The sequence below is a fragment of the Streptomyces typhae genome (genome assembly GCF_009755605.1).
Classification (GTDB): domain Bacteria; phylum Actinomycetota; class Actinomycetes; order Streptomycetales; family Streptomycetaceae; genus Streptomyces; species Streptomyces typhae.
In genome coordinates this window covers 1-25,067 of the sequence record NZ_WPNZ01000037.1, presented here as the reverse complement: position 1 = coordinate 25,067, position 25,067 = coordinate 1, and the positions used below count along the sequence as shown (strand labels likewise).

5 protein-coding genes are annotated in these 25,067 nt (G+C 72.4%); all 5 read right to left on the bottom strand.

The window, feature by feature from the left end; all coding sequences use genetic code 11:
• Window positions 1-17: 17 nt before the first annotated feature.
• Complete coding sequence (gene cobM / locus GPA10_RS39775; RefSeq protein WP_157169671.1) at window positions 18-767, bottom strand: precorrin-4 C(11)-methyltransferase; 750 nt, start codon at window positions 765-767, stop codon at window positions 18-20.
• Window positions 764-2,113 carry a precorrin-6y C5,15-methyltransferase (decarboxylating) subunit CbiE gene (gene cbiE / locus GPA10_RS39770; protein WP_343041842.1) on the bottom strand — a complete coding sequence of 450 codons (1,350 nt, stop codon included), beginning with the start codon at window positions 2,111-2,113 and terminating at the stop codon, window positions 764-766. Before cbiE ends, cobM begins: the two co-directional genes overlap by 4 nt.
• 176 nt (window positions 2,114-2,289) lie before the next feature.
• Entirely contained in the window at window positions 2,290-3,486 is a 1,197-nt protein-coding gene (locus tag GPA10_RS39765) for an NAD(P)/FAD-dependent oxidoreductase (protein WP_343041841.1), read from the bottom strand.
• A gap of 107 nt (window positions 3,487-3,593) precedes the next feature.
• Complete coding sequence (locus GPA10_RS39760; protein WP_157169670.1) at window positions 3,594-21,257, bottom strand: non-ribosomal peptide synthetase; 17,664 nt, start codon at window positions 21,255-21,257, stop codon at window positions 3,594-3,596.
• On the bottom strand, window positions 21,257-25,067 hold a 3,811-nt coding region (locus GPA10_RS39755; protein ID WP_157169669.1), incomplete at its 5' end, for a non-ribosomal peptide synthetase. The genes GPA10_RS39760 and GPA10_RS39755, both read right to left, overlap by 1 nt.

The following is a 25,067-nucleotide window of genomic DNA, read 5'->3' as shown; positions in this document are numbered from 1 at the left end:
CGCCCCTTCCGGGGCACTCAGCACACGTGCCGCTCGCGCTCCGGCGAGTACAGGTGGCTGTCGCGGAACTGCTCCGCGCCGAGGGTCCGGCCCACCATGATCACCGCGGTCCGGAGGATTCCCGCCTCCGTCACCTTCGCGGCGATCTCGTCGAGCGTGCCGCGCAGGACCACTTCCTCGGGGCGGGAGGCATAGGCCACCACCGCGGCCGGGCAGTCGGCGCCGTAGTGCGGGAGCAGCTCCGCCACCACGCGGTCCACGTACCGGGCGGCCAGGTGCAGCACGATCAGCGCGCCGCTGCGGCCGAGCGTTGCCAGGTCCTCGCCCTCGGGCATGGGTGTCGCGCTGTGGGCGACCCGGGTGAGGACGACGGTCTGGCCGACGGTCGGCACGGTCAGCTCCCGCTTCAGGGCGGCGGCAGCGGCGGCGAAGGCGGGCACCCCGGGCACCACCTCGTACGGCACCCCTGCCGCGTCCAGGCGCCGCATCTGCTCGGCCACCGCGCTGAACACGGACGGGTCCCCTGAGTGCAGCCGGGCCACGTCCTGCCCCTGTTCGTGGGCGCGCACCAACTCGGCGGTGATCTGGTCCAGGTCGAGCTGCGCGGTGTCCACGAGCCGCGCGTCCGGCGGACATTCGCCGAGGAGTTCCCGCGGCACCAGGCTGCCCGCGTACAGGCACACCTGGCAGGCGGCGAGCGTCCGGGCCCCCCGCACCGTGATCAGATCGGCGGCACCGGGTCCCGCCCCGATGAAGTACACGGTCATGTGGCTGCTCCTGCGCGGTCGGGGGGTCCTTCGGGGGTACGGGGGGACGCGGGGGGTGTCACCGGGTCGGCGGACGCCGCCGGGGCCGGGGGCTCCGCCCGCCCCTCGGACCCCGGGGGCTTCTGGGCCGACCACTGCGTCACCGGCATCGCCTGCCGCCACCCCGTGAAGCCGCCCACCGGTACGGCGTGGGCCACGGCGAGGCGCACCAGTTCGCCGCCGTGGCGGCGGTGGGCGGCGGCGAGCAGCGCCTCGGACTCCAGGGTCACGGTGTTGGCGACGAGGCGGCCGCCGGGGGCGAGCGCCTCCCAGCAGGCGTCGAGCAGGCCGGGCGCGGTGAGGCCGCCGCCGATGAACACGGCGTCGGGCCGCGGCAGTCCGGCGAGGGCGGCGGGCGCGGCGCCGGTGACGACGCGCAGCGCGGGCACGCCGAGGCGTTCGGCGTTGCGGGTGATGCGCTCGGCCCGTGCGGGGTCGCGCTCCACGGTGATCGCGCGGCAGGCGGGGTGAGTGCGCATCCACTCGACGGCGATCGAACCGGAGCCGCCGCCGACGTCCCACAGGAGCTCGCCGGGCGCGGGGGCGAGGGCGCCGAGCGTGGCGGCGCGGACGTGCCGCTTGGTGAGCTGGCCGTCGTGCTCGTACGCCGTGTCGGGGAGGCCGGGGACGGCACCGAGCCGGGGTGCGTCCGGGGCGCGCCGGCAGGTGACGGCGACGATGTTGAGGGCGTCACCGGGCGGCTCCGCCCAGGTGTCGGCGGTGGCCTCGGCGGTGGTCCGTTCCCGGGCGCCGCCGAGCTGTTCCAGGACCCGCATCCGGCTCGGTCCGAAGCCGCGGTCGCGCAGCAGGGCGGCGACGGTGCCGGGGCCCGCGGCGTCCGCGCTGAGCACGAGCAGCCTGCGGCCCTCGTGCAGGGCGGCGGCGAGCCGCGCGGCCGGGCGCCCGACGAGCGTGACGACCGCCACGTCCTCCTGCGGCCAGCCGAGCCGGGCGCAGGCGTGGGACACCGAGGAGGGGTGCGGCAGGACGCGTACCGCGGCGGCGCCGAGTTCCTCGGTGAGGGCCCGCCCGATGCCGTAGAACATGGGGTCGCCGCTGGCGAGGACGGCGACGCGGCGTCCGGCGTGGGCGGCGAGCAGACCGGGCACGGCGGGGCGCAGGGGCGAGGGCCAGCCGACCCGCTCCCCCGCGCACCGCGGCGGCAGCAGATCGAGCTGCCGCCGGCCGCCGACGACGGTCTCCGCGTCGAGCAGCGCGGCGCGGGCGGCGTCCGTGAGGCCCTCCCAGCCGTCGGCCCCGATGCCGACTACGGTCACGGCGGCCGGTCCTGGTCGTGCGGGGCTCACTGGTCGACACCTCGGGCTCGGGGGCGGGGCTGCGGAGAGTGCTCAAGGAGAAAGAGTGCTCAGGGATGAAGCACTCTACTGGGCCTTGACCAGCACACCTTCCCTCGGGTTCCGGGGTGCCCCCTGCTCCGGTCCGTCCCCCGGTAACCCACTGGTGCCCGGGGGACGGACTCGGCTCAGGCGTCGGCCATCTCGTCCATCAGGTCGAGGAGCTCCTCGGTGACGAACTCCTCGATCGGGCAGGCGCCCGAGAGCGTCGAGAAGTAGCGGTCGGAGAGGTCGCCGCTCGTGGCGATGGCGCGCAGCATCTCCAGGTGGTGCTCCGGCGGGTTCAGCTCGGCCGTCTTGAGCGTGCTCTTGTAGTCCGGGACGAGCATCTCGGTGCGCTCCTCGGCGAACTCCCCGAGCGCCTTGTCCAGGCGGTCCGGGTCCTGGAGGCCGTCGCCTATGCACTCGACCAGGAGCTGGGCCTGGAGGAAGGCGTCGGTGATGCCGCGGGCCGTGATGGAGTCCTTGTGGTGGCCCGCGTCACCGATGAGGGCCCAGCCGGGGCCCGCGGCCTTGCGGAAGAAGTTGAGCTGGTTGCCGGTGCCGAAGAGGCGCTCGACCTGCTCGCCCCTGTCCATCTCGGCACGCACCTCGGGCGCCGTCCGCTCGGCGCTGTCGAGCAGCGCCTTGAGGCCGTCGCCCTTGATGTCCGCGAACTTCCCCTGCGGGTAGTACGCGGCCACCAGCGTCGCCCCGTCGTTGGTCGGTACGGTGCCGACCCAGCTGCCGGGGGTCTGGTAGAGCCGGAACTCGGCGGGCAGGCCGGACCAGTAGCTGTAGTAGCAGCAGGTGAGGGTGGGCGCCTCGACCTCGTGCGGCGCCTTGACCTTCGCCGCGACCGTGGAGCGCATGCCGTCGGCGCCGATGACGAGCCGGGCGCGCTCGACCGTCTCGGTCCCGCCGGAGCTCAGCCGGACGCCCACGACCCGGTCGTCCTCGAAGACGAGGTCGGAGACCGAGCAGTTCTCACGCAGCTCGGCGCCGGCGTCGACGGCGGCCCGCGCCAGGATCTGGTCGAGGAGGAAGCGCCGCGGCGCGTAGGCCGCCTGCTGGCCGTCGACCGGCCAGGAGACACCCTGGACGCGGATGTCACCGGTGGTGTAGGTGGCCCGGTCCAGGGGCGGGCAGCCGGTGGCGACCACCTCGGGCAGCACCCCCCACTGGTCGAGGAGCGCGACGCCCGGCTGGTGGATGTACAGCGTCGACAGCGTGTCCTTGGGGAACTTGCTGCGCTCGACCATGAGCACCCGGTAGCCGGCCCGTGCGAGCTGCAGCGCCGCCGGAGATCCGGCACACCGCGCCCCGACCACAATCACGTCGTACACGAAATAACTCCTTGTCCTGCACCGACTCTCGCCGGCCGGGTCTGTCTCGGTTACGGGGCGGGAGGGGGCACGCCCCGGGGCGTGCCCCCTCCCCTGTCGGGGCGGTGCTACGCGGTGGCCGTGGCCTCGCGCGGACCGTGCGTGTCGTCGGACGGGTTCGTGCTCATGCGGGGCTCCTGGGCGTTGAGGTAACGGTTGATGACGTCGCAGATCTCGGCCGTGTGCTTCGGACCTGTCATGCCGAAGTGGGTGGCCTCGATGTCGTACGACCGCACACTGCCCACCACGTAGGGATCCCACATCTCCGCGGACGGTTCCGAGTTGACAGTCGCGTTGAAGAAGGCCACCTCGCCCCGGTACACGGGCTGGGTGTACTCCCTGACGAGGCGGACGTGCTCGACCATCAGCGAGGACCCGTTGTGGATCAGGGCCTGGCGCTCGGTCTCGTCCCCGCCGCCCGGCAGGTAGCCGCTGAGGAACTCGCGTGCCTCGGTCGGGTCGAGGACCACGTCCTTCTCGGCGAACACCGCCGCGGGGACGGCGTCCAGGATGGCGACCAGCGGTACTTCGTGGCCGCGCCCCTGCAGTTCGGCGGCGATGGCCTGCGAGAGCGTGCCGCCCATGGAGTGGCCGACGAAGCGGAAGGGGCCCTCGGGCTGTACGCCGAGGATCTGCTCCACGTAGTCCTGGACCATCTCCTCGAAGGTCGCGGGCACCGACGTGCCGTCCCAGCCGCGCGCCTGGATGGCGTACACGGGCCGGTCGCCGAGCTGGACCGCCATGCCCAGGTACGACCAGGACAGGCCGATGCCGGGGTGGATGAACCAGACCGGGTCCTCGCTGCCGCCCGACTTCAGGGGCAGCACCACACCGAACGGGTCGGTGTGGCCGCCGGTCCCGCCTCCGGCGGTGAGGTGCTCGGCGAGTCCGGCGACGGTCGGGGCCTGGAAGACGACCCGCATCGGCACGTCCAGCATCAGGACCGTGCGGATCCGGCTCACCAGACGTGTCGCCCTCAGGGAGTGGCCACCCAGGTCGAAGAAGTTGTCGTCGATCCCCACCTTCTCCACCCCCAGGACGTCCGCGAACAGACCCGCCAGAACCTCTTCCTGCGGCGAACGCGGCGCCCGGTAGACCGCCGAACCCGTCAACTCCGGCGCCGGGAGCGCCCGCTGGTCCAGCTTCCCGTTCGGCGACAGCGGCAGCCGGTCCAGGACCACGAACGCCGCAGGCACCATGAACTCCGGCAACTTCGCCGCCACGAACTCCCGCAGCTCACCCACGGTCACATCCACCGCGTCCGGCGCCGGCACCGCGTACGCGACCAGCTGCTTGCTGCCCGCGCTGGTCCGCGCGACCACCGCGGCCTGCGCCACCTTCGGGTGCGCGGCCACCGCCGCCTCGACCTCACCCGGCTCGATACGGAACCCGCGGATCTTCACCTGCGAGTCCGCCCGCCCGACGTACTCCAGCTCGCCGTGCTCGTCCCAGCGCGCCAGGTCACCGGTGCGGTACATGCGCGCCCCGGCCCCGCCGAACGGATCGGCCACGAAGCGCTCGGCGGTCAGTGCCGGGCGGTTGTGATAGCCACGACCGACACCGGCCCCGGCCATGTACAGCTCACCCACCGCACCCGGCGCCGTCGGCGTCAGACCCGGACCCAGGATGTACGCCCGCAGGTTCCCCAGCGGACCACCGATCGGCACACCCGAGACGTACTCACGTCCGGCATCCAGACCGTGCGCCGTCACATAGAACGTCTCACTCGGACCGTAACCGTTGACGATGCGTGCCTCGGGCCAGTTCGCCCGGATCCGCTCCACCAAGGCCGGAGTGAGCGCCTCACCGGCGAACACCAGCGACTTGGGCCGGACCCGGTCACCGAGCTGATCCACCAGCTCCGCGAAGGCCGACGGCACCGAACTGATCACGTCCACGTCCCAGGCATCCCGCTCCGCCAGCGCGAGCACATCGCGGACGATCTCGACGCTGCCCCCTGTCGTGAGCGTCGAGAACAGCTCGAACGCCGCCACGTCGAAGCCGATCGACGTACTGGTCAGCATCTTCCAGCCCGGCTCCACACCGACGTGCCTGACCAGGCCGTCGAGGGCGTTGACCAGGTTGGCGTGGGTGATGCTCACGCCCTTGGGCAGGCCCGTCGAACCGGAGGTGTACACCTGGTAGAGCAGGTCGTCGGACAGGAGCGACCGGGTGCGCTCGGCGGCGCCGAGGTTGTCCGCGCGCTCACCGGAGACAGCGGTGGCGTCGAGGTCGTCGAGCAGCAGTCGCTCGGCGGCCGTCCGCTGCGGCAGGACCGCGGAGGCCGCGGTGTCCGTGATGATCAGGCGGGGTTCGGCGGTGGCCAGGATGTGCTCCAGGCGCGTGCCGGGGTAGCCCGGGTCGATCGGCACGTAGGCGGCACCGGTCTTGAGGACCGCCAGGATCGCCACCACCAGCTGCGGGGTGCGCGGCAGGACCACGGCGGCCAGGGTGTCGGCGCCCACGCCCCGCGTGCGCAGGTGGCGGGCGAGCCGGTTGGCGCGCTCGTTCACCTCCGCGTACGTCAGCCGCTCGTCCTCGCAGACCACCGCGGTGGCCTCCGGGGTGCGCGCGGCCTGCTCCTCGAACAGGCCGATCACGGTGTCGCCGTGCACCTCGGTCGCCGTGTCGTTGAACCGGTTGAGGACCAGGTCGCGCTCGTCCTCGTCCAGGACGTCGAGGGCGGCGAGCGGCGTGTGCGGATCGTCGGCGAGCTGCTGGAGCACGCGTCCGAGCCGGGCGCCGATCCGCTCGATCTCGGCGGCCGTGAACATGTTGTCCTGGTACTGGAGCCCCAGGCGCAGGTTCGGGTCGGCGGTGCCCGCCAGCATCAGCGGGTAGTGGGTGCCGCTGAGCATGCGGATGCCGGTGACGGTGACGCCCGCCGAGGTGTGCGCCTCGGTGAGTCCTTCCCGGTCGACCGGGAAGGACTCCAGGATCACCATCGAGTCGTACAGGGTGCCAAGACCGACGGCCTCGTGGATCTCGCTGAGGCTGTGGTGATGGTGGTCCATCAGCACGGTCTGGTGCTCCTGGAGGCGGGTCAGGACCTGCGCCAGGGTCTCCTTCGCGGAGTAGCGCACGCGCACCGGGAGGCTGTTGATGAACAGACCCACCATGTCGTCGGCGCCCGGCAGCTGCGGCGGCCGGCCCGCGACGGTGGTGCCGAACACCACGTCCTCGCGCCCGGTGAGATTGCCGAGCAGCACACCCCACACGCCCTGGATCAGGGTGTTGAGGGTGATGCCCAGCTCACCGGCCCTGCGGGTGAGCGCCCGCGAGGTCTCCGCGGCCAGCGGGAGCTCCAGCTGGCCGAGGCCGCCGCCCTGTTCGGTGGCGGCGACCGAGGCCAGCATGGTCGGCTCGGTGACGCCCTCCAGCTCCTCGCCCCAGACGCGTACCGCCTCGTCGTGGTCCTGCTCGGCGAGCCAGGCCAGGAAGTCGCGGTAGGAACGCACCCGCGGCAGTCCTGACGCGTCGCCCTCGGCCTCGTACAGCAGGATCAGGTCGCGCATCAGGTGCGCGAGCGACCAGCCGTCGTACAGGGCGTGGTTGACGGTCAGGACCAGCTCGGAGAGGTCCGCGTCCATCTGGACGAGCGTCATGCGCAGCATCGGCGGTTCCGCCGGGTCGAAGTGCGCGGAGTGGTCGGCCGCCAGGAGCTTCTCCAGCTCCTCGCCGCGCCGCTCCTCGTCGAGGTCGCGCAGGTCGACGGTCCGCCAGGGCAGTTCCACGTGGTCCAGGACGAGCTGGACCTGCTCGCCCGTGGCGTCGGTCGTGAACGCGGTCGCCATGTTCGGGTAGCGGCCGAGCAGTGCCTGGCCCGCGACGCGCATGCGCTCGGGGACCACGGTGCCGGACAGGTGCAGGACGAGCTGGATCTGGTAGGCGTCGAAGGACGACTCGGCCATGACGCTGTGGAAGAGGATGCCGGACTGGGCCGGGGTGAGCGGCCACACGTCGTTCAGGCCGGGGTAGTTCTCCTCCCATGTCTCCAGGTCGCGCTGGCCGACCCGGACCAGCGGGACGTCCGACGGTGTCAGACCGCCCGCGCCGGGCGTGGCCGCGTGCCGCGCCAGGCCCTCCAGGGCGGTGCCCCACAGGTCCGCGAGGCCCTGGGCCTCCTCCTCGGTGAGCAGACCGGCCGGGTAGCCGATCTCGGCGCTGAACCGCGGGCCCTGCTCGCCGTCCAGGACATAGGAGTTGATCTCGATCGGGGCGATCGCCGGCATGTCCGCGTCCAGCTCGGGGGAGAGCCCCTCCGCGTCCGCGGCGATCGTCCAGCCCGCGTCGCCGGTGTGCTGCGGCTTGGTGTCCGCGCCGAACCGGCCCAGGTAGTTGAAGGAGATCTGCCCGATGTCGTGGGCCGCGAGGACCTTCGCGGTCTCGGGGTTGAGGTAGCGCAGCATGCCGTAGCCGATGCCCTTGTCGGGGATCGCGTGGAGCTGCTCCTTGACCGCCTTGACCACGCCGCCCGCGGACCTGCCGCCGGTGAAAGCCTCCTCCAGGTCGAAGCCGCCCACGTCCAGGCGGACGGGGAACATGCTGGTGAACCAGCCCACGGTGCGGGACAGGTCGGCGCCGGGGGCCGCCGCCTCCTCACGGCCGTGGCCCTCCAGGCGCAGCAGCGTCGAGGACGCCTCGTCCTCGGGGACGCCGCGGGACCTGCGCCACTTGGCGACCGCCACGGCGAGTCCGGTGAGCAGGCCGTCGTTGACTCCGCCGTGGAACGCGGCGGGCAGCGTCGTCAGGAGCGTCTCGGTGGCCGCCACCGGCAGCTGCACCCGCACGGTGCGCACCGTGGAGCGCACGTCGAACGCCGGGTCGAAGGGACGCGAGCCGATGACCGGGTCCGGTCCCTCGACCACGGAGCGCCAGAGCGGGAGCTCCGCCACCCGCTCGGGGCGTGCCGCCTCCTCGGTGAGGGCGTGGGCCCACTGCCGTGCGGAGGTGGCCACCGGTGCCAGGGCCGGGGTGCGGCCCGCGCGGACCTGCTCCCAGGCCTCGGCGAGGTCGGGCAGCAGGATCCGCCAGGACACACCGTCCACGACCAGGTGGTGCAGGACCACCATGAGGCGTCCGGCCTGCTCGGGGCCGGCGTCGCACCACACGAACCGGGCCATCCGCCCGGCCTTCGGGTCCAGCTCGCCCGCGGACGTGTCGAGCTCGGCGAGGGCCTGCTCTCGCCAGCGGTCCTGGTCCCAGGTGCCGTCGCAGGAGATGCGGCGGACCAGCGCGGCCACGTCCACCGTGCCCGGCTCGGCGACCTCCAGGCTCGGCTCGGGGGCCATCAGGCCGGGCTCGCTGCCCGTGATCAGGCGCGAGCGCAGCATGTCGTGGTGGTCGACGACCGCCGACAGCGTCGCCGTCAGCTCCCCCGCCTCGATGCCGACGGGCAGTTCGAGGACCATCGACATGGTGAACCGGTCGTAGCCGCCGCCCAGTTCGGTGATGTAGCGGGCCACGGGCAGGAGCGGCATGGTGCCCACGCCGCCGCCCTCCAGCTCTTCGAGGACGACCGTGTTCGCGCCGCTGGTACGGGCGGACTCGGCGAGGTCGGCGACCGTGCGGTGCTCGAAGATCTGCCGCGGGGTGACCTCGATGCCCTGCGCCTTGGCGCGGGAGACCACCTGGATGGAGCGGATGGAGTCACCGCCGACGGCGAAGAAGTCGTCGTCGACACCGACCTGCTCCACACCGAGGACCTCGGCGAAGACCGCGGCGAGTATCTGCTCCTCGGGCGTGCGCGGCGCCCGGTACTCGCCGCCGCTCACCTCCGGCTCGGGCAGCGCGGCCTTGTCCAGCTTGCCGTTCGGCGTCAGCGGTAGCTCGTCGATCAGGACGAACACCGAGGGCACCATGAACTCCGGCAGGCGGCCGGTGGCGAACTTCCGCAGCCCGTCCACGGACACGCCCGTGGTCAGGTCGAAGTCGTCGTCGGCGCCCGCCTCCCGGTTGCCCGTGGGCACCACGTAGCCGACGAGCTGGGTGCTGCCCCGGAGCTTGCGGGTCAGGACGACGGCCTGCGCGACACCGTGGTGCTCGGCGAGGGCCTTCTCGATCTCGCCGGGCTCGATGCGGAAACCGCGCACCTTGACCTGGTCGTCGCTGCGGCCCAGGTACTCCAGCTGCCCGTCGTTGCCGCGGCGCACCACGTCACCGGTGCGGTACATGCGGGTACCGGCCGGGCCGTAGGGGTCGGCCATGAACGTGCCGGACGTCTGCGCGGAACGGCCGACGTAGCCGCGGGCCAGGCTCGGCCCCGCCACGTACAGCTCACCCGGCGATCCCGGCGGGACCGGGGCGAGCCGCTCGTCCAGGACGTAGAGGCGCGCGTCGGTGATGGCCGTGCCGATGGGGGCGCGCTCGGCCGTCAGCGGGGTGCTCGCGGTGGCGCACACCGTGGTCTCGGTGGGGCCGTAGGCGTTGATGAGCTTGCGGCCCGGCGCCCACTCGGCGGCCAGGGCCGGCGGGCAGGCCTCACCGGCGACGGCGAGGACCCGCAGGCCGGTCAGGCGCCGCGCGGAGCCCGCGGGCATGGTGCCCACGACGCTCGGCGGCACCGTCACATGGGTGACGTTACGGGTGGCGAGGGTCTCGGCGAGGTCCTCACCGGCGACCTTCTGCTGCGTGGGCACGATGATGGCGGCGCCCGTGGTGAGCGCCATCACCAACTCCCAGAACGCGGCGTCGAAGCTCGGTGAGGCCTGCTGGAGCACGCGCGAGGTGCCGTCCAGGTCGAAGTGCGCCGTGTGGGTGGCGCTCAGCGCGGCCAGACCGGTGTGGGTGACGCTCACGCCCTTGGGGCGGCCCGTCGAACCCGACGTGTAGATGACGTACGCCGGGTTCTCGGCGCGCAGGTCGGTGAGCGGGTCGGTGTGCGGCAGGCCCTGGAGGTCCTGCGCGAACGCCGGGTCGTCGATGGGGACGAGGCGCGTGGGCAGGCCGTCGGGCAGTTCCCCGGCCGCGGACACGGTCGTGAAGACCACCTCGGGACGTGAGTCCTCGACCATGTAGGCGATGCGGTCGGCGGGGTAGTCGAGGGCGATGGGCAGATAGGCCGCACCGGCCTTGAGGATGCCGAGTGCCACCGCGACCTGCTCGGCCGAGCGCGGCATCGACACGCCCACGGGCTGCTCCGGGCCGATGCCCCGGGCGATCAGCCAGTACGCGACGCGGTTCGCCCGCGCGTTCAGTTCCTCGTACGACCAGGCCTGGTCCACCGACTCCACCGCGAGCGCGCCCGGTGCCTGCCGCACGCGCGCCGCGAACAGCGCGGGGAACGTGGCGGTCTCGACGGTGGGCTCCGACTGCCGCGCCTCGGCGAGGAGCAGTTCGCGCCGCTCCTCGGCGGTGAGCAGGTCGGCGGTGCTGATGCGCTGGGTGGGGTAGGTCACCGCGGTGGTGAGGAGCTGCTCCCAGCGCGCGATCAGCGTCTCGATCGTGGAGGCGTCGAACAGCTCCGTGGAGTACTCCGCGACCACCGAGATGCCCGCGGGCGAGGTGCGGTCGGTGAACGTCTCGCTGAGGCTCAGCATCAGGTCGTAGCGTGCCGTGCCCGTGCCCACGCCCTCACCGCGCACCCGGAGGCCCGGCAGCTCGAACTCGGCCTCCTCGTTGTTCTGGAGGACGAGGGCGATCTGGAACAGCGGGTGCACCGAAGCCGACCGCTTGGGGTTGAGCTTCTCCACCAGCGTCTCGAACGGGATGTCCTGGTGGGTGTACGCGGCCAGGCTGGTCTTGCGCACCTGGGCGAGGAGTTCCGCGAACGTCGGGTCGCCGGAGGTGTCCGTGCGCATCACCAGGGTGTTCACGAACAGGCCGATCAGGTCCTGCAGGCTGTCGTCGGTACGGCCCGCGATGCCGCTGCCGATCGCCACGTCGGTGCCCGCGCCCATACGGGTCAGGAGCGCCGCCATCGTCGCCTGGAGGACCATGAAGGGTGTGGCCCCCGACGCGCGGGCCATCTCCGCGACGCCCTCGTGCAGCGACGCGGGCAGCGTGAACTGCAGCAGGTCGCCGCTGTAGTCGAGGACCGCGGGCCGCGGCCGGTCGCTGGGGATGGTGCACTGCTCGGGCAGGCCCGCCAGGTGCTTGGCCCAGTACGCGTACTGCTTGCCGAACAGGCTGTCCGGGTCGTTGTCGTCACCGAGCAGCTCGTGCTGCCACAGGGTGTAGTCCGCGTACTGCACCGGCAGCGGCTCCCACGCGGGGGCCGCGCCCCCGGCGCGCGCGGTGTAGGCGGTGGCGAGGTCCTGCGCGAGCGGCGCGGCCGACCAGCCGTCCGCCGCGATGTGGTGCACGACCATCGCGAGGACGAACTCGTCCGGTGCGGTGCCGAACAGCCAGGCCTTCAGCGGCATCTCGTCGGCCAGGTCGAAGGTGTGCCGGGCCGTGGCCCGGATCGCCGCCTCCAGGCCGTCGCCGCTCGCCACCGGCTCCACGGTCAGACGGATGCGGACGTCCTCGGGGTCGAGGATGTTCTGGTACGGCTTGCCGTCGACCTCGGGGTAGGCGGTGCGCAGCGACTCGTGCCGCGTGAGGACGTCGTTGAGCGACGCCTCCAGGGCGGCCACGTCCAGGTCACCGCTGAGCCGCAGGATGAACGGCATGTTGTACGTCGCCGAGGGGCCCTCGAACTTGTGCAGGAACCACAGCCGCTGCTGGGCGTGCGACAGCGGCAGCCGCTCGGGGCGGGTCTCGGCGCGGACCAGGGGTATCCGGGTGCGCGCGCTGCCGTCCAGGTGCGGCACGATGCCGGCGACCGTGGGGTGCGAGAACAGGGTCCGCAGTTCGACTTCGGCGCCGAGGGCGGAGCGGATGCGGCTGATGAGCTTGGTGGCGAGCAGCGAGTGGCCGCCGAGGGTGAAGAAGTCGTCGTCGATGCCGACCCGCTCCAGGTCGAGGACCTCGGCGAACAGCTCGCACAGCAGCTCTTCCTGGGCGGTGCGCGGGGCCCGGCCCGTGGCCTGCCCGGCGAAGTCGGGCGCGGGCAGGGCCCGTCGGTCCAGCTTGCCGTTGGCCGCCAGGGGCAGCGACGCGATCGCCACGACCGCGGCGGGCACCAGGTGTGCGGGCAGCCGCTCCTGGAGGTAGCCGCGCAGCGAGCCGACGAGGCCACCGATGCGTGCGGCGGCGGCGGGGGCGTTCGCGAGGAGCCGGTCGCCGCGGCCCGAGGGCAGGTACGTGCCGGTGAACTGCCGGGCGTCGAGGGGCCCGTCGGTGAACACCAGGGCGTCGAAGGACTCGGCGGCAGCCGCCGACCAGGTCATCAGGACGCTCCAGCCGCGCGCGGCGGCCCAGTCGTGCACGTCCTGCGGGTCGAGGGCGGGGCCGCTCGCCGCGGGGGCCTCCAGGACCCCGGCGCCCACGGCGAGGTCCAGCTCACCGGTGAGCCGGGCGTTGGGGATGCCGGTGACGCGGACCGGGCCGTTCTGCGCGGCGCACGGCTGCTCCAGGTCGGCCAGTGTGGCGGCCTCGCGGCCCCAGGCGAGCTGCGGTACCGCGGACAGGTCGCTCTGGCCGTCGGCCCGCTTGTGCAGGACGACCTCGTAGCGGTGCCGGGTCAGCTCGTTGTGCGCTCCGCCCAGCTTGAGGCGGATGTCCGCGCCCGCGGCGCCGTGCCGCTCGGCCCACTGCGTGAACCACTCGGGGTCGAGGACCAGTTCGGGCTCGGTGAGGACGGCGCGGGCGATGGCGGCGCCCGCCTCGGACGGGGTGGACCCCGGGTGCTGGGTGTACTGCACGCCCGTGCTGAACAGCGGCAGCGTCGCCGCGTTGCGGACGTCGCCGACCACGATCCGGCCGCCGTCGGACAGCAGCTCGAAGGCCTGCGCGAGCACCTGGTCGAGGTACTCGGCGTGCGGGAAGTACTGGATCACGGAGTTGAGGACGATGACGTCGAAGTGGCCCTTGGGCAGGCCCGTGACGTCCTCGGCCTGCGCGTGCCGCAGCGTCACCTTGTCGGCGAACCCGGCCTGCTCGGCCTCGCGGGTCAGCCGGTCGATGACAGCGGACGAGAGGTCGCTCGCCCAGTAGTGCTCGACGTGCGGCAGCGCGTGGGCCATCAGCAGACCCGAGCCGACACCGAGCTCCAGGACCTGGCGGGGCTTCCAGCGGATGATCTGCTCGACCGCCGCGTCCCGCCAGTGCCGCATCTCGTCCAGCTCGATGGGCAGTCCGTCGTAGCTGGAGTTCCAGCCGAAGAAGTTCTCGCCCCACTCGACGCTCTCGCCCGAGTAGACCTGGTCGTAGATCTTCTCCCACTCGTCGACCTGCTGCTCGGCCTGCTCGGTGTCCTCCAGGCCGTCCAGGTCCGGGACGACGTAGGCCACGAGCTGCTTGTCGCCGGAGCCCGCGCCGCTCTGCGCGACGACCACGGACTGGGCGACGCCGGGGTGGGTGGCCAGGGCCCGCTCGACCTCGGCGGGCTCGACCCGGACACCGCGGATCTTGACCTGGTCGTCGTCGCGGCCCGCGTACTCGATCTGCCCGTCGGCGTTCCAGCGCGCCAGGTCACCGGTGCGGTACATCCGCGACCCCGCGGGGCCGTGCGGGTCGGCGACGAACCGCTCGGCGGTCAGCGCGGCGTTGCCCAGGTAGCCGCGGGCGATATTGCCGCCGACGTACAGCTCCCCCACGACGCCCGGCGGGACGGGCGCGAGGCCCGGACCGAGGATGTAGGTGCGCATGTTGCCGAGCGGCACACCGATCGGGGTGTTGTCGGTGTTGTCCGTGGCCTGCCACTCCTGGCCCGCCTGCACGGCGAAGGTGGTGGCGTAGAAGGACTCGGTCTGGCCGTAGGCGTTGACGATCCGGACGCCGGGCAGGGCCGTGCGGATGCGGTGCACGAGCGTCGCGGGCAGCGCCTCACCGGCGAACACGACCGTCTCCAGGCCGGAGATGGCGGCCATGCGGTCACCTAGCTCGGCGAAGACGGACGGCACCGTGCTGATGACGGACGCCGACACGGACTCGCGTTCGGCGAGCACGAGGGCGTCCCTGACGACCTCGACGGTGCCGCCGTGCGCGAGTGTCGTGACGGTCTCGAAGACCGACACGTCGAAGTTGATCGACGTACCGGCGAACATCCGCGTACCCGCGTGCACACCGACCCGGTCGGCGAGCCGTGTCACGCCGTTGACGACGTTCGCGTGGCTGATCACCACGCCCTTCGGGGTGCCGGTGGAGCCGGAGGTGTACATCACGTACGCCGCGTGCTCGGGGCGCAGGTCCACCCGCGGCAGGGCGCTGCCGTCGGCGCCTTCGAGGTCGACGTCGCCGAGGAACAGCGTCGGGACGCCGGTGTCCGGGAGGATGCCGACGGTGTCGGCGTCGGTGAGGACGAGCTGCGGCGCGGCGCTCGCGAGGATGTGGTCGAGGCGCGTGCTCGGGTACTTCGGGTCGATCGGCAGATAGGCGCCGCCCGCCTTGAGGATGCCGAGCAGGCCGGTGACGAGGTCCGCGGAGCGGGGCAGCGCGAGGCCCACCACGGTCTCCGGGCCGACGCCGCGGTCCGCGAGTTCGCGGGCGAGACGGTTCGCGCGGGCGTCGAGCTCCGCGTACGTGTACGACACCTCGCCGAAGGTCACGGCGGTCTTGTCCGGGGTCGCCGCGGCCTGCTGCTCGAACAGGCCGGGGACGGTCAGCTCGGGTGTGGGCGTCGCGGTGTCGTTGACCCCGGCGACGAGCTGGTGGCGCTCCTCGGGGGCGAGCAGGTCGAGGGCTCCGGCGCGGATGCCGGTGTCGGTGGCGAGCTGCGCGAGGACGTGGCCGAAGCGGGTGGCGATCTCCTGCGCCCGCTCGCGGTCGAGCAGGTGGTGCTGGTGCTGGAGGCTGACCTTCAGGTGCGGCTCGGCGAAGGCCATCACCACCAGCGGGTAGTGGGTGCTGCTCAGCGGGCTGATGCCGGTCACCGATATCCCGGCGGCCGAGTACGCCTCACTGAGGGCGGCGCTGTCGATCGGGTACGACTCGAAGACCACCATGGTGTCGAAGAGCGTGCGCAGACCGGTGGCCTGGTGCAGGTCGAGAAGTCCGTGGTGGTGGTGGTCGAGGAGCGCGCTCTGGCTCTCCTGGAGGTCGCCGAGCACCTCGGCGAGGGACTTGTCCGCGGCGCACCGCACCCGTACCGGGAGGGTGTTGATGAACATGCCGACCATCTCGTCGACGCCCGCGACCTGCGGGGGACGGCCGGAGACGGTGGCGCCGAAGACCACGTCCTGGCGGCCGGTGAGCCCGCCGACGAGGAGCGCCCAGGCGCCCTGGACCAGCGTGTTGAGGGTCAGGCCGAGGTCGCCCGCGCGGCGGGAGAGGGCACGGGACTGCTCGGAGGTGAGCGGCACGTCGACCTGGCCGACGCCGGCCGGCTCGGCCCCGGTGTCCTCGGCGCCCGCGGGCACCAGGAGCGTGGGCTCGTCGACGCCGTCGAGCTCGCGGGCCCAGGCGTCCACGGCGGCCTGCCGGTCCTGGCGGGAGAGCCAGGTCAGGAAGTCGCGGTAGGTACGGGCGCGGCCGAGTCCGGAGGCGTCGCCGGCCGAGCCGTACAGGCGCAGCAGGTCCTGGATGAGCAGCGGCACCGACCAGCCGTCGAAGAGGACGTGGTGGGCGGTGAAGACCAGGTCCCACTTGTCGTCGGCGAGCTTGATCAGCGTCAGGCGCACCAGGGGCGCGTCGGCCAGGTCGAAGTGGGTGTCGTGCTCGGTGTCGAGGAGCCGCGCGAGCTGCTCCTCGCGCGCGCCGTCGGCCAGGGCGCTCAGGTCGTGCTCGTGCCAGGGCAGTTCGACGGCGCTCTGGACGATCTGCACCCGGTCGCCCGCGTCGTCGGTGACGAACGCGGCCCGCAGGTTCGGGTAGCGGTCGATCAGGGCCTGTCCTGCCGCGCGCATCCGGGGCGGCTCGACGGCACCGGCGAGGTGGAAGACGAACTGCATCTGGTAGGCGTCGAAGGTGGCGCCCGCCAGTTCGGCGTGGAAGAGCAGGCCGTTCTGCATCGAGGTGAGCGGCCACACGTCGGCCAGGCCCTCGTACGTCCGCTCCCAGCTGTCGAGCTGGTTCTGGGTCACCCGCACCAGGGGCACGTCGGAGGGGGTGAGGCCGCCCGCGTCGGGCTGCGTCGCGTGCTGGGCGAGGCCTTGCAGGGCGGTGCGCCACAGCGCGGCGAGCTCCTCCACCTCGGCGCGGGTGAACAGACCCGAGGGGAAGTCGAGGCGGGTGGCGAGGCGCGGGCCCTGCTCGCTGTCGGTGACGTAGGCGCTGACGTTCAGCGCGGCGAGGGCCGGCATGGAGCCGTCCGGGTCCGCGAGGAGTTCGGTGGTGCCCTCGGTCTGGTTGAAGCCGAGGCCGCGGAGGTTCTCCGGCATGTTGGCCGAACCGGCGTAGCGGCCGAGGTAGTTGAAGGACACCTGGCCGGTGGCGTACCGCTTGAGGATCTCGCTGGTCTGCGGGTTGAGGTAGCGCAGGAGGCCGTAGCCGATGCCCTTGTCGGGGACGGCGAGGAGCTGTTCCTTGACGGCCTTCACCGCGGCGCCCGCGGCGCTGCCGCCGTCGAGCGCGTCGTCGATGTCGATGCCCGCGACGCCGAGGCGGACGGGGAACATGCTGGTGAACCAGCCGACGGTGCGGGACAGGTCGGCGCCGGGCGCCGCCGCCTCCTCACGGCCGTGGCCCTCCAGGCGAAGCAGCAGTGAGGACGCCTCGCTGTCGGCGACGCCGCGCTGCTTGCGCCACTTGGCGACGGCGAGCGCGAGGGCGGCGAGCAGGCCGTCGTTGACACCGCCGCGGTAGGCGGCGGGGAGGCTGGTGAGGAGCGCCTCGGTGGCCGTCTCCGGCAGGTCCATGTGGACATATTCGACGGTGTCGATGGTGTCGACGGCCGGGTTGAAGGGGCGGCTGCCGAGCACGGGGTCGGGTCCGGCGACGATGGAGCGCCACAGGGCCAGTTCCGCGGTGCGGTCGGCGGACTTGGCCTGCTCCACGAGGGCGTGGGACCAGCGCCGTGCGGAGGTGCCGACCGGTTCGAGCTCCGGGGTGCGGCCGTCGCGGATCTGCTTCCAGGCCTCGGTGAGGTCGGGCAGCAGGATGCGCCAGGACACGCCGTCGACGGCGAAGTGGTGCAGGGCGATGACGAGGCGGCCCGCGTGCGCGGTGCCCGCGTCGAACCACACGAACTGCGCCATGACGCCGGCCTCGGCGTCCAGGCGGTCGGTGGCGGCGTCCAGTTCGGCGGTGGCGCGCTCGCGCCAGCCGGTGTCCCAGTTGTCGGTGGAGCCGTTGGAGCCGTTGGAGCCGGTCCAGCTCACTCGGTGGATGAGGGAGGCGACGTCCACGGTGCCGGGCGCGGTCACCTCGATGCCGGTCTCCGGGCCCGTGACCAGGCGGGAGCGCAGCATGTCGTGGTGGTCGACGACCGCCGACAGCGTCGCGACGAGGCCGGCCTCGTCGATGCCGACGGGCAGGTCGACGGTCATCGACATGGTGAACCGGTTCAGGCCGGTGCCGATGTCCATCAGGTAGTGGCCGACGGGCAGCAGCGGCATGAAGCCGGCGCCGCCGCCCTCCAGCTCCTCCAGGACCACGCGGGCCTGGCCGGAGCTGACGGCGGTCTCCGCCAGGTCGACGACGGTGCGGTGCTCGAAGATCTGCCGCGGCGTCACCTCCACACCCTGCGCGCGGGCCCGCGAGACGACCTGGATGGAGCGGATCGAGTCACCGCCGACGGCGAAGAAGTCGTCGTCGATACCGACCCGGTCCAGACCCAGGACCTCGGCGTACACCCCGGCGAGGACCTCCTCCACCGGAGTGCGCGGGGCGCGGTAGGTGGTGCCGGTGTACTCCGGCTCGGGCAGGGCCTTGCGGTCCAGCTTGCCGTTCGGCGCGAGCGGCAGCCGGTCCAGCATCACGAACAGCGACGGCACCATGAACTCCGGCAGCCTGCCGGACACGAACTTCCGCAGCTCCCGCGAGGACACGGTGGCGGTCAGGTCGACCTCGAGGTCGCCGAGGCTCTCGACGGTGCCGAGGCCCGCCTCGCCCGCGCCCTGGGGCACGACGTAGCCGACGAGCTGGGTGGAGCCGCGGCCCTGGTGGGTGACCACGACGGCCTGCGCCACACCCGGGTGCGCGGTCAGCGCCGCCTCGACCTCCCCGGGCTCGATACGGAAGCCGCGCACCTTGACCTGCGCGTCGTCACGGCCCACGTACTCCAGGCAGCCTGCGGGGGTCCACCGCGCCAGGTCACCGGTGCGGTACATGCGCGCGCCCGCGGGACCGTAGGGGTCGGGGACGAACCGCTCGGCGGTCAGCGCGGTCCGGCCGAAGTAGCCGCGCGCCACGTTGCCCGCCACGTACAGCTCCCCCACGACGCCGGGCGCCACGGGCTTGAGGCCGGGGCCGAGGACGTAGGTGCGCATATTGCCCAGCGGCGAACCGATCGGCGCGCTGGCCGTGCCCGTCCACGACTCGTCGGCGGTGAAGGTCGTGGCGTAGAACGACTCGGTCTGACCATAGGCGTTGACGACCCGCACGCCGGGAATGACGGCGCGTACGCGCTCCACGAGCGACGCGGGCAGCGCTTCGCCCGCGAACACGACCGCCTCGGCCTCGATCTTCCCGCCGACCTGGTCCAGCAGCTCCGCGAACACCGACGGCACCGTGCTGATGACGCCGCCGCTCCAGCCGCCCCGCTCCCCGATCACCAGCACGTCACGGACCACTTCGAGGATCCCGCCGACGGAGAGGCAGGTGATGGTCTCGAAGACGGAGACGTCGAAGTTCACCGAAGTACCGGCCAGGACACGCGTCCCGGCACCGATGCCCACGGAGTCGGCAAGACGCAGCACACCATTGACCACGTCACGATGGGTGATCGTCACGCCCTTGGGCAGACCGGTGGAACCGGAGGTGTACATCACGTACGCGGCGTTCCCAGGCCGCACCACAGCCCGCTGGACGTCAGGTCCCGGAGCGTCGAAGTCCACGTCCTCCACATACAGGTGCGGCACGTCCGACGCCGGGAGCACGCCCGCGGTGTCGGCGCTGGTCAGCACGAGCTGCGGGCGGGCGTCGGACAGGATGTAGTCGAGCCGGGTGCTGGGGTACTTGGGGTCGATCGGCAGGTAGGCGGCGCCCGCCTTCAGGATGCCCAGCATGCCCACGACCAGGTCGGCGGAGCGCGGCAGGGCCAGGCCCACGATCGTCTCGGGACCAGCACCGCGGGCGACCAGCTCACGGGCGAGGCGCTCGGCCCGCGCGTCCAGCTCGGCGTACGTCAGCTCCAGATCACCGAAGAGGACAGCGGTGGCGTCCGGCACCGCGGCGACCTGCCGCTCCAACAGACCCGGGACCGTCAGCTCGGGCGTCTCCGCCACGGTGTCGTTGAAGCCGCGCAGGACGAGTTCGCGCTCGTGCGCCTCCAGGACGTCCGTCAGGGCGACGGGGCGGTCCGGGTGCGCGGCGAGCTGCTCGACGAGGCGCACGAAGCGGGCCATGACGGCTTCGATCGTGGACCGGTCGAACAGGTCGGTGGCGTACTCCAGGAAGATCAGCAGCCCCGGCTCGTCGGGGTCGTTGAAGAAGTTGAACTCCAGGTCGAACTTGGCCGTGGGCGTCGCAAGCGGGCCGAAGTGCGCCTTGACGCCCGGCAGGTCGAACTCGATCCAGCCGCGGGTCTCCCAGGTGAACATCACCTGGAACAGCGGGTGGTAGGCGGTGGAGCGCTCCGGGTTGAGGATCTCCACGAGGCGCTCGAACGGCGCGTCCTGGTTGTCGTACGCCGTCAGCGCCTTGTGCTGCACCTGGGCGAGGAGCTGCTCGAACGACGGGGTTCCCGCCAGGTCGGCACGGAGCACCCAGGTGTTGACGAAGAAGCCGACGAGTTCGGCGAGGTCGTCGTCGGTGCGGCCCGCGATGGTGGAGCCGATCGCGATGTCCTCGCCCGCGCCGAGCTGCTGGAGCAGGACCGCGAGCGCGGCCTGGAACACCATCGGCGTGGTGACCTCGGCGCGCCTGGCCAGGGCCTCGACCTTGGTGAGCAGGGCGTCGTCGAGGGTGATGCCGAAGCCGTCGCCGTCGCGGCTCGCGGCCGGGGGGCGCGGGCGGTCGGTGGACAGACGCATCGGCTGCGGCACACCGGTCAGCTCGCCGCGCCAGTAGTCGAGCTGGGCGGACAGGACGCTGTCGGGGTCGTCCTCGTCGCCGAGCAGCTCGCGCTGCCACATCGTGTAGTCGACGTACTGGACCGGGAGTTCCTCCCAGTCCGGCGCCCCGCCCCCGACACGGGCCGTGTAGGCGGTGGCCAGGTCGCGGGAGAGCGGCTCGATGGACTCGCCGTCGCTCGCGATGTGGTGGATCAGGAGCAGCAGCCGGTGCTCCCGCTCGTCCACGCGGAACAGGGTGCCGCGGACCGGGATCTCCTCGGAGAGGGTGATCGCGTAGTTGGCGGCCTTCTTGATCGCCTCGTCCAGCTCGTCCTCGCCCACCTCGAACAGCGGGATGTCCAGGCGGACCTCCTCGTCGGGGAGCACGTGCTGGGCGGGGACGCCGTCGGCGTTCTCCACGATGAGGGTGCGCAGGCTCTCGTGCCGCGTGACCACGTCGCGGACCGCCTGGACGAGTGCCTCGACGTCCAGGTCACCCGTGAGCCGGATGAGGAAGGGGACGTTGTACGTCGCCGACGGACCCTCGAACTTGTCGATGAACCACAGTCGCTGCTGTGCGAAGGACAACGGGATCATTACTTGGCACTCCTGTTCATCTTGCGCAGGGCGGGGCGGCTTGCAGCCGATGCGTTCTTCACCGTGCGCGCCAGATCGGCGATGTCGTTGGCCTTGAAGACCGCTCGGATGGGCACGCTGGCCCCAAAGGTCTTGCTGATCCTGCTGGTGAGGCGGGTCGCGAGCAGGGAGTCACCGCCCAGCTCGAAGAAGTCGTCGCTCATGCCGACCCGCTCGACCTTCAGGAGCTGCGCGATCAGCTCGCACAGCTGCTTCTCCTGGGTGGTGGTGGGCGCCACATAGGCGCGGCCCGTCGACTCGGGCGCGGGCAGCCTGGCCTTGTCGACCTTGTTGTTGGCCGTCAGCGGCAGCTCGTCGAGGAGCATGAACACCGCGGGGACCATGTACTCGGGCAGGCTCTGCGACGTGAAGGTGCGCAGCTCCTCCACCGACAGGGCCGCGGACCCGGCGTCGGCATCCGTGGAGCCGCCGCCGGCCTTGACCGGCACGACGTACGCCACCAGCTGCATGCCCTGTCCGGGGGCGCTCTCGTGGGGGACGACCACGGCCTGCGACACGCCGGTGTGCTTCTCCAGGACGGCCTCGGTCTCGCCGGGCTCGATGCGGAAGCCGCGGATCTTGACCTGGGTGTCGGCGCGGCCCTGGAAGGCCAGCTCGCCGTCCTCGGTCCAGGCGACGACGTCGCCGGTGCGGTACATCCGCTCGCCCGGCTCGCCGAACGGGCTGGCCACGAACCGCTCGGAGGTCAGCGGGAGCCGACCGAGGTAGCCGCGGGCGAGACCGGCTCCGGTGAGGTACAGCTCACCGGCGACACCGGGCCCGACGGGGTTGAGGCGGTCGTCGAGGACGTGGGCGCCCATGTTGTCCATGGCCCAGCCGATCGGGATCGGCTCGGTCACGTCCTCGGCGCGGACCATCGGACGGCAGGTGGCGTACGTGGTGGTCTCCGTCGGCCCGTACACGTCGTAGACGGTGATGCCGGGGCAGGCGCGCAGGACCCGGCGGACGGCGGTCGGGGAGACCACCTCACCGCCGGTCCAGACCTCCTTGAGGCCCGTGAAGGCGTCCGGCTGCTCCTCGGCGACCACCCGGAACAGGGCGGAGGTCACGAAGAGCCCGGTGAGCCGCTGCTCCTGGACGACCTTGGCGAGGGCCGGGGCGTCCAGGTGGCCGGGCGGGGCCACCACGACGGTGCCACCGCTGAGCAGCGGCACCCACATCTCGTACGTGGAGGCGTCGAAGGCCAGCGGGGCCTGCTGGAGGACCCGGGTGTGCGCCTCGCTCCGGAAGCGGCGGTCCACGACGAACGCGGCGACGTCGCGATGGCTGACGCAGACGCCCTTGGGCAGACCGGTCGAGCCGGAGGTGTAGAAGGCGCACGCCAGCTGCTCGGGGTGGCCCGCGAGGTCCGGCACCGGACCGGCGAAGGCCCCGGCCAGGGTGGCGAGGGTGTCGCTCTCGTCGAGGACGAGCAGCGGGCCCTCACCCTCCGGCAGCTGCGGCGCGATCCGCTCGTCGGTGACGAGGACGACCGGCGCGGCGTCGCGGAGCATGAAGCGCAGCCGCTCGGCCGGGTAGTCGGGGTCGATGGGCAGATAGGCGCCGCCCGCCTTGAGGATCGCGGTGACGGTCACGATGTACTCGGCGGAGCGCCGCAGGGCCACACCGACCATCGAGTCGCGGACCACACCGCGCTCGCGCAGCACGTGCGCCAGGCGGTTGGACCGCTCATCGAGTTGACGGTACGTCAGTTCGGTGCCGTCGCACACGATCGCGGTGGCGTCGGGGGTCCTGGTCACCTGCTGGGCGAACAGCTCGCCGAGGGTCTGCTCGGGGACCTCGGGGACGTCGTCCGCCGCGAGGCCCGCGTGGAGCTGCTGCCCGGCGGGCTCGGCCGCCATGTCGCCGAGGCGGGCCTCTGGGTCGGCGGCGACCTGCTGGAGCACCCGCCCGTACAGGTCCGCCATCTCCTGCGCCTGCTCACGGCTGAAGAGGTGGTGCTGGTACTGGAGGCTCAGCCGCAGGTAGGCGCCGTCGGGGTAGACGAACACGGCGACCGGGAAGTGGCTCGCGGTGAAGGACCGGATGCCGGTGACGGTGATGCCGGCCGCCGCGCTGGCCTCGCCGATGCCCTCGCGGTCCAGCGGGAACGACTCGAAGCCGATGAGGCTGTCGAACAGGGCCGGGAGCCCGGCGGCGCGCTGGATCTCGGCGAGGCCGTGGTGGTGGTGCTCGAACAGCGTGGCCTGCCGCTCCTGAAGGCCCGTCAGCATCTGGGCGACGCTGTCACCGGGGGCGTAGGGGACGCGCACCGGAAGGGTGTTGAGGAACATGCCGACGATGGAGTCGCCGCCGGGCAGGGTGGCCGGGCGTCCGGCGACCGTGGCGGCGAGCACCACGTCCTGACGGTCGCTCAGGCGGCTGAGCACGATGCCCCAGGCGCCCTGCACGAGGGTGTTGAGGGTGACGCCCACCTCGGCGGCGCGGCGCGGGAGTTCGCGGGCGTCGTCGGCGGGCAGGGGCACGTCGACCTGTCCGATGCCCGCGCTGTCGGCGTCCGGGTCGGTGTCGGGCGCGACCAGGGTGGGCTCCTTGAGCCCGTCGAGCTCGCGGGCCCAGACGTCCGCGGACTCCTGGGGGTCCTGCTCGGCGAGCCAGGCCAGGTACTCGCGGTAGCTGCGGGCCCGGGGCAGCGCCGACGCGTCGCCCTCGGTGGCGTACAGGCGCAGCAGGTCGCGGGTGAGCAGGGGCAGGGACCAGCCGTCGAAGTGGGTGTGGTGGGAGGTGAGGACGAGTTCGTGGCGGTCGGCGGCCAGGGTGAGCAGCGACATGCGCAGCATCGGCGGCGTGACCGGGTCGAAGTGCACCTTCAGGTCGCTCGCCAGGAACTGCTCGTACGCCGAGTCGCGCATGGCCTCGCCGAGGCTGCTGAGGTCGAGGTACTGCCAGGGCACCTCGACGCCGTCGACGACGAGCTGGATCAGTTCGCCCTCGGGTCCGGGGACGTAGGCGGTGCGCAGCACGGGGTGCCGGTCGAGGACGGCCTGGGCCGCGGTCCGCAGGCGGACGTGGTCCACGGGGCCCGACAGCTTGAGGACGTACTGGACCTGGTAGGCGTCGAACTCGGCGCCGGTCTCGCGCGCCATCATCGAGTGCACGAGGAGACCGAGCTGGAGCGGGGAGACGGGCCAGATGTCGGACAGGCCCGGGTAGCGCTGTGTCCAGTCGTCGATGTCGGCCTGGGACACCTTGACCAGGGGGACGTCGGAGGGGGTGAGGCCGCCCGCGTCGGGCTGTTGGGCGTGGCGGGCCAGGCCGTGCAGGGCCTGCACCCACAGGTCGGCCAGCTCCCCGGCCTCGGCCTGGGTGAGGATGCCTTCGGGGGCGGTGAACAGGGCGCCCAGGCGCGGGCCTTCGGGGGTGTCGGTGACGTGGGCGTTGATGTCCAGTTCGGCGTGTGCGGGCATCCGCGGGTCGTGCCCGGCGTCCAGCTCCGCCAGCTCGGCCACGCCCGTGTCCTGGGTGAAGCCCAGACCCCGCAGGTCGGCGGGCATGTCCGCGCCCGCGGAGAACCGGCCCAGGTAGTTGAAGGAGATCTGCCCGCTGCCGTGCTGTCCGAGGACCGCGGCGGTCTGCGGGTTGAGGTGGCGCAGGAGGCCGTAGCCGATGCCCTTGTCGGGCAGGGACAACAGCTGTTCCTTGACGGTCTTGACGACCGTGCCTGCTGCCGGGCCGCCCGCGAACGCCTCGTCCAGATCGATGCCCGCCACGTCCAGACGCACCGGGAAGACACTGGTGAACCAGCCCACC

Bases quoted from the DNA above. Each gene is read 5' to 3' on its own strand.
- cobM (WP_157169671.1), bottom strand. From the start codon at position 767: ATGACCGTGTACTTCATCGGGGCGGGACCCGGTGCCGCCGATCTGATC.
- GPA10_RS39760 (WP_157169670.1), bottom strand. From the start codon at position 21,257: ATGATCCCGTTGTCCTTCGCACAGCAGCGACTGTGGTTCATCGACAAG.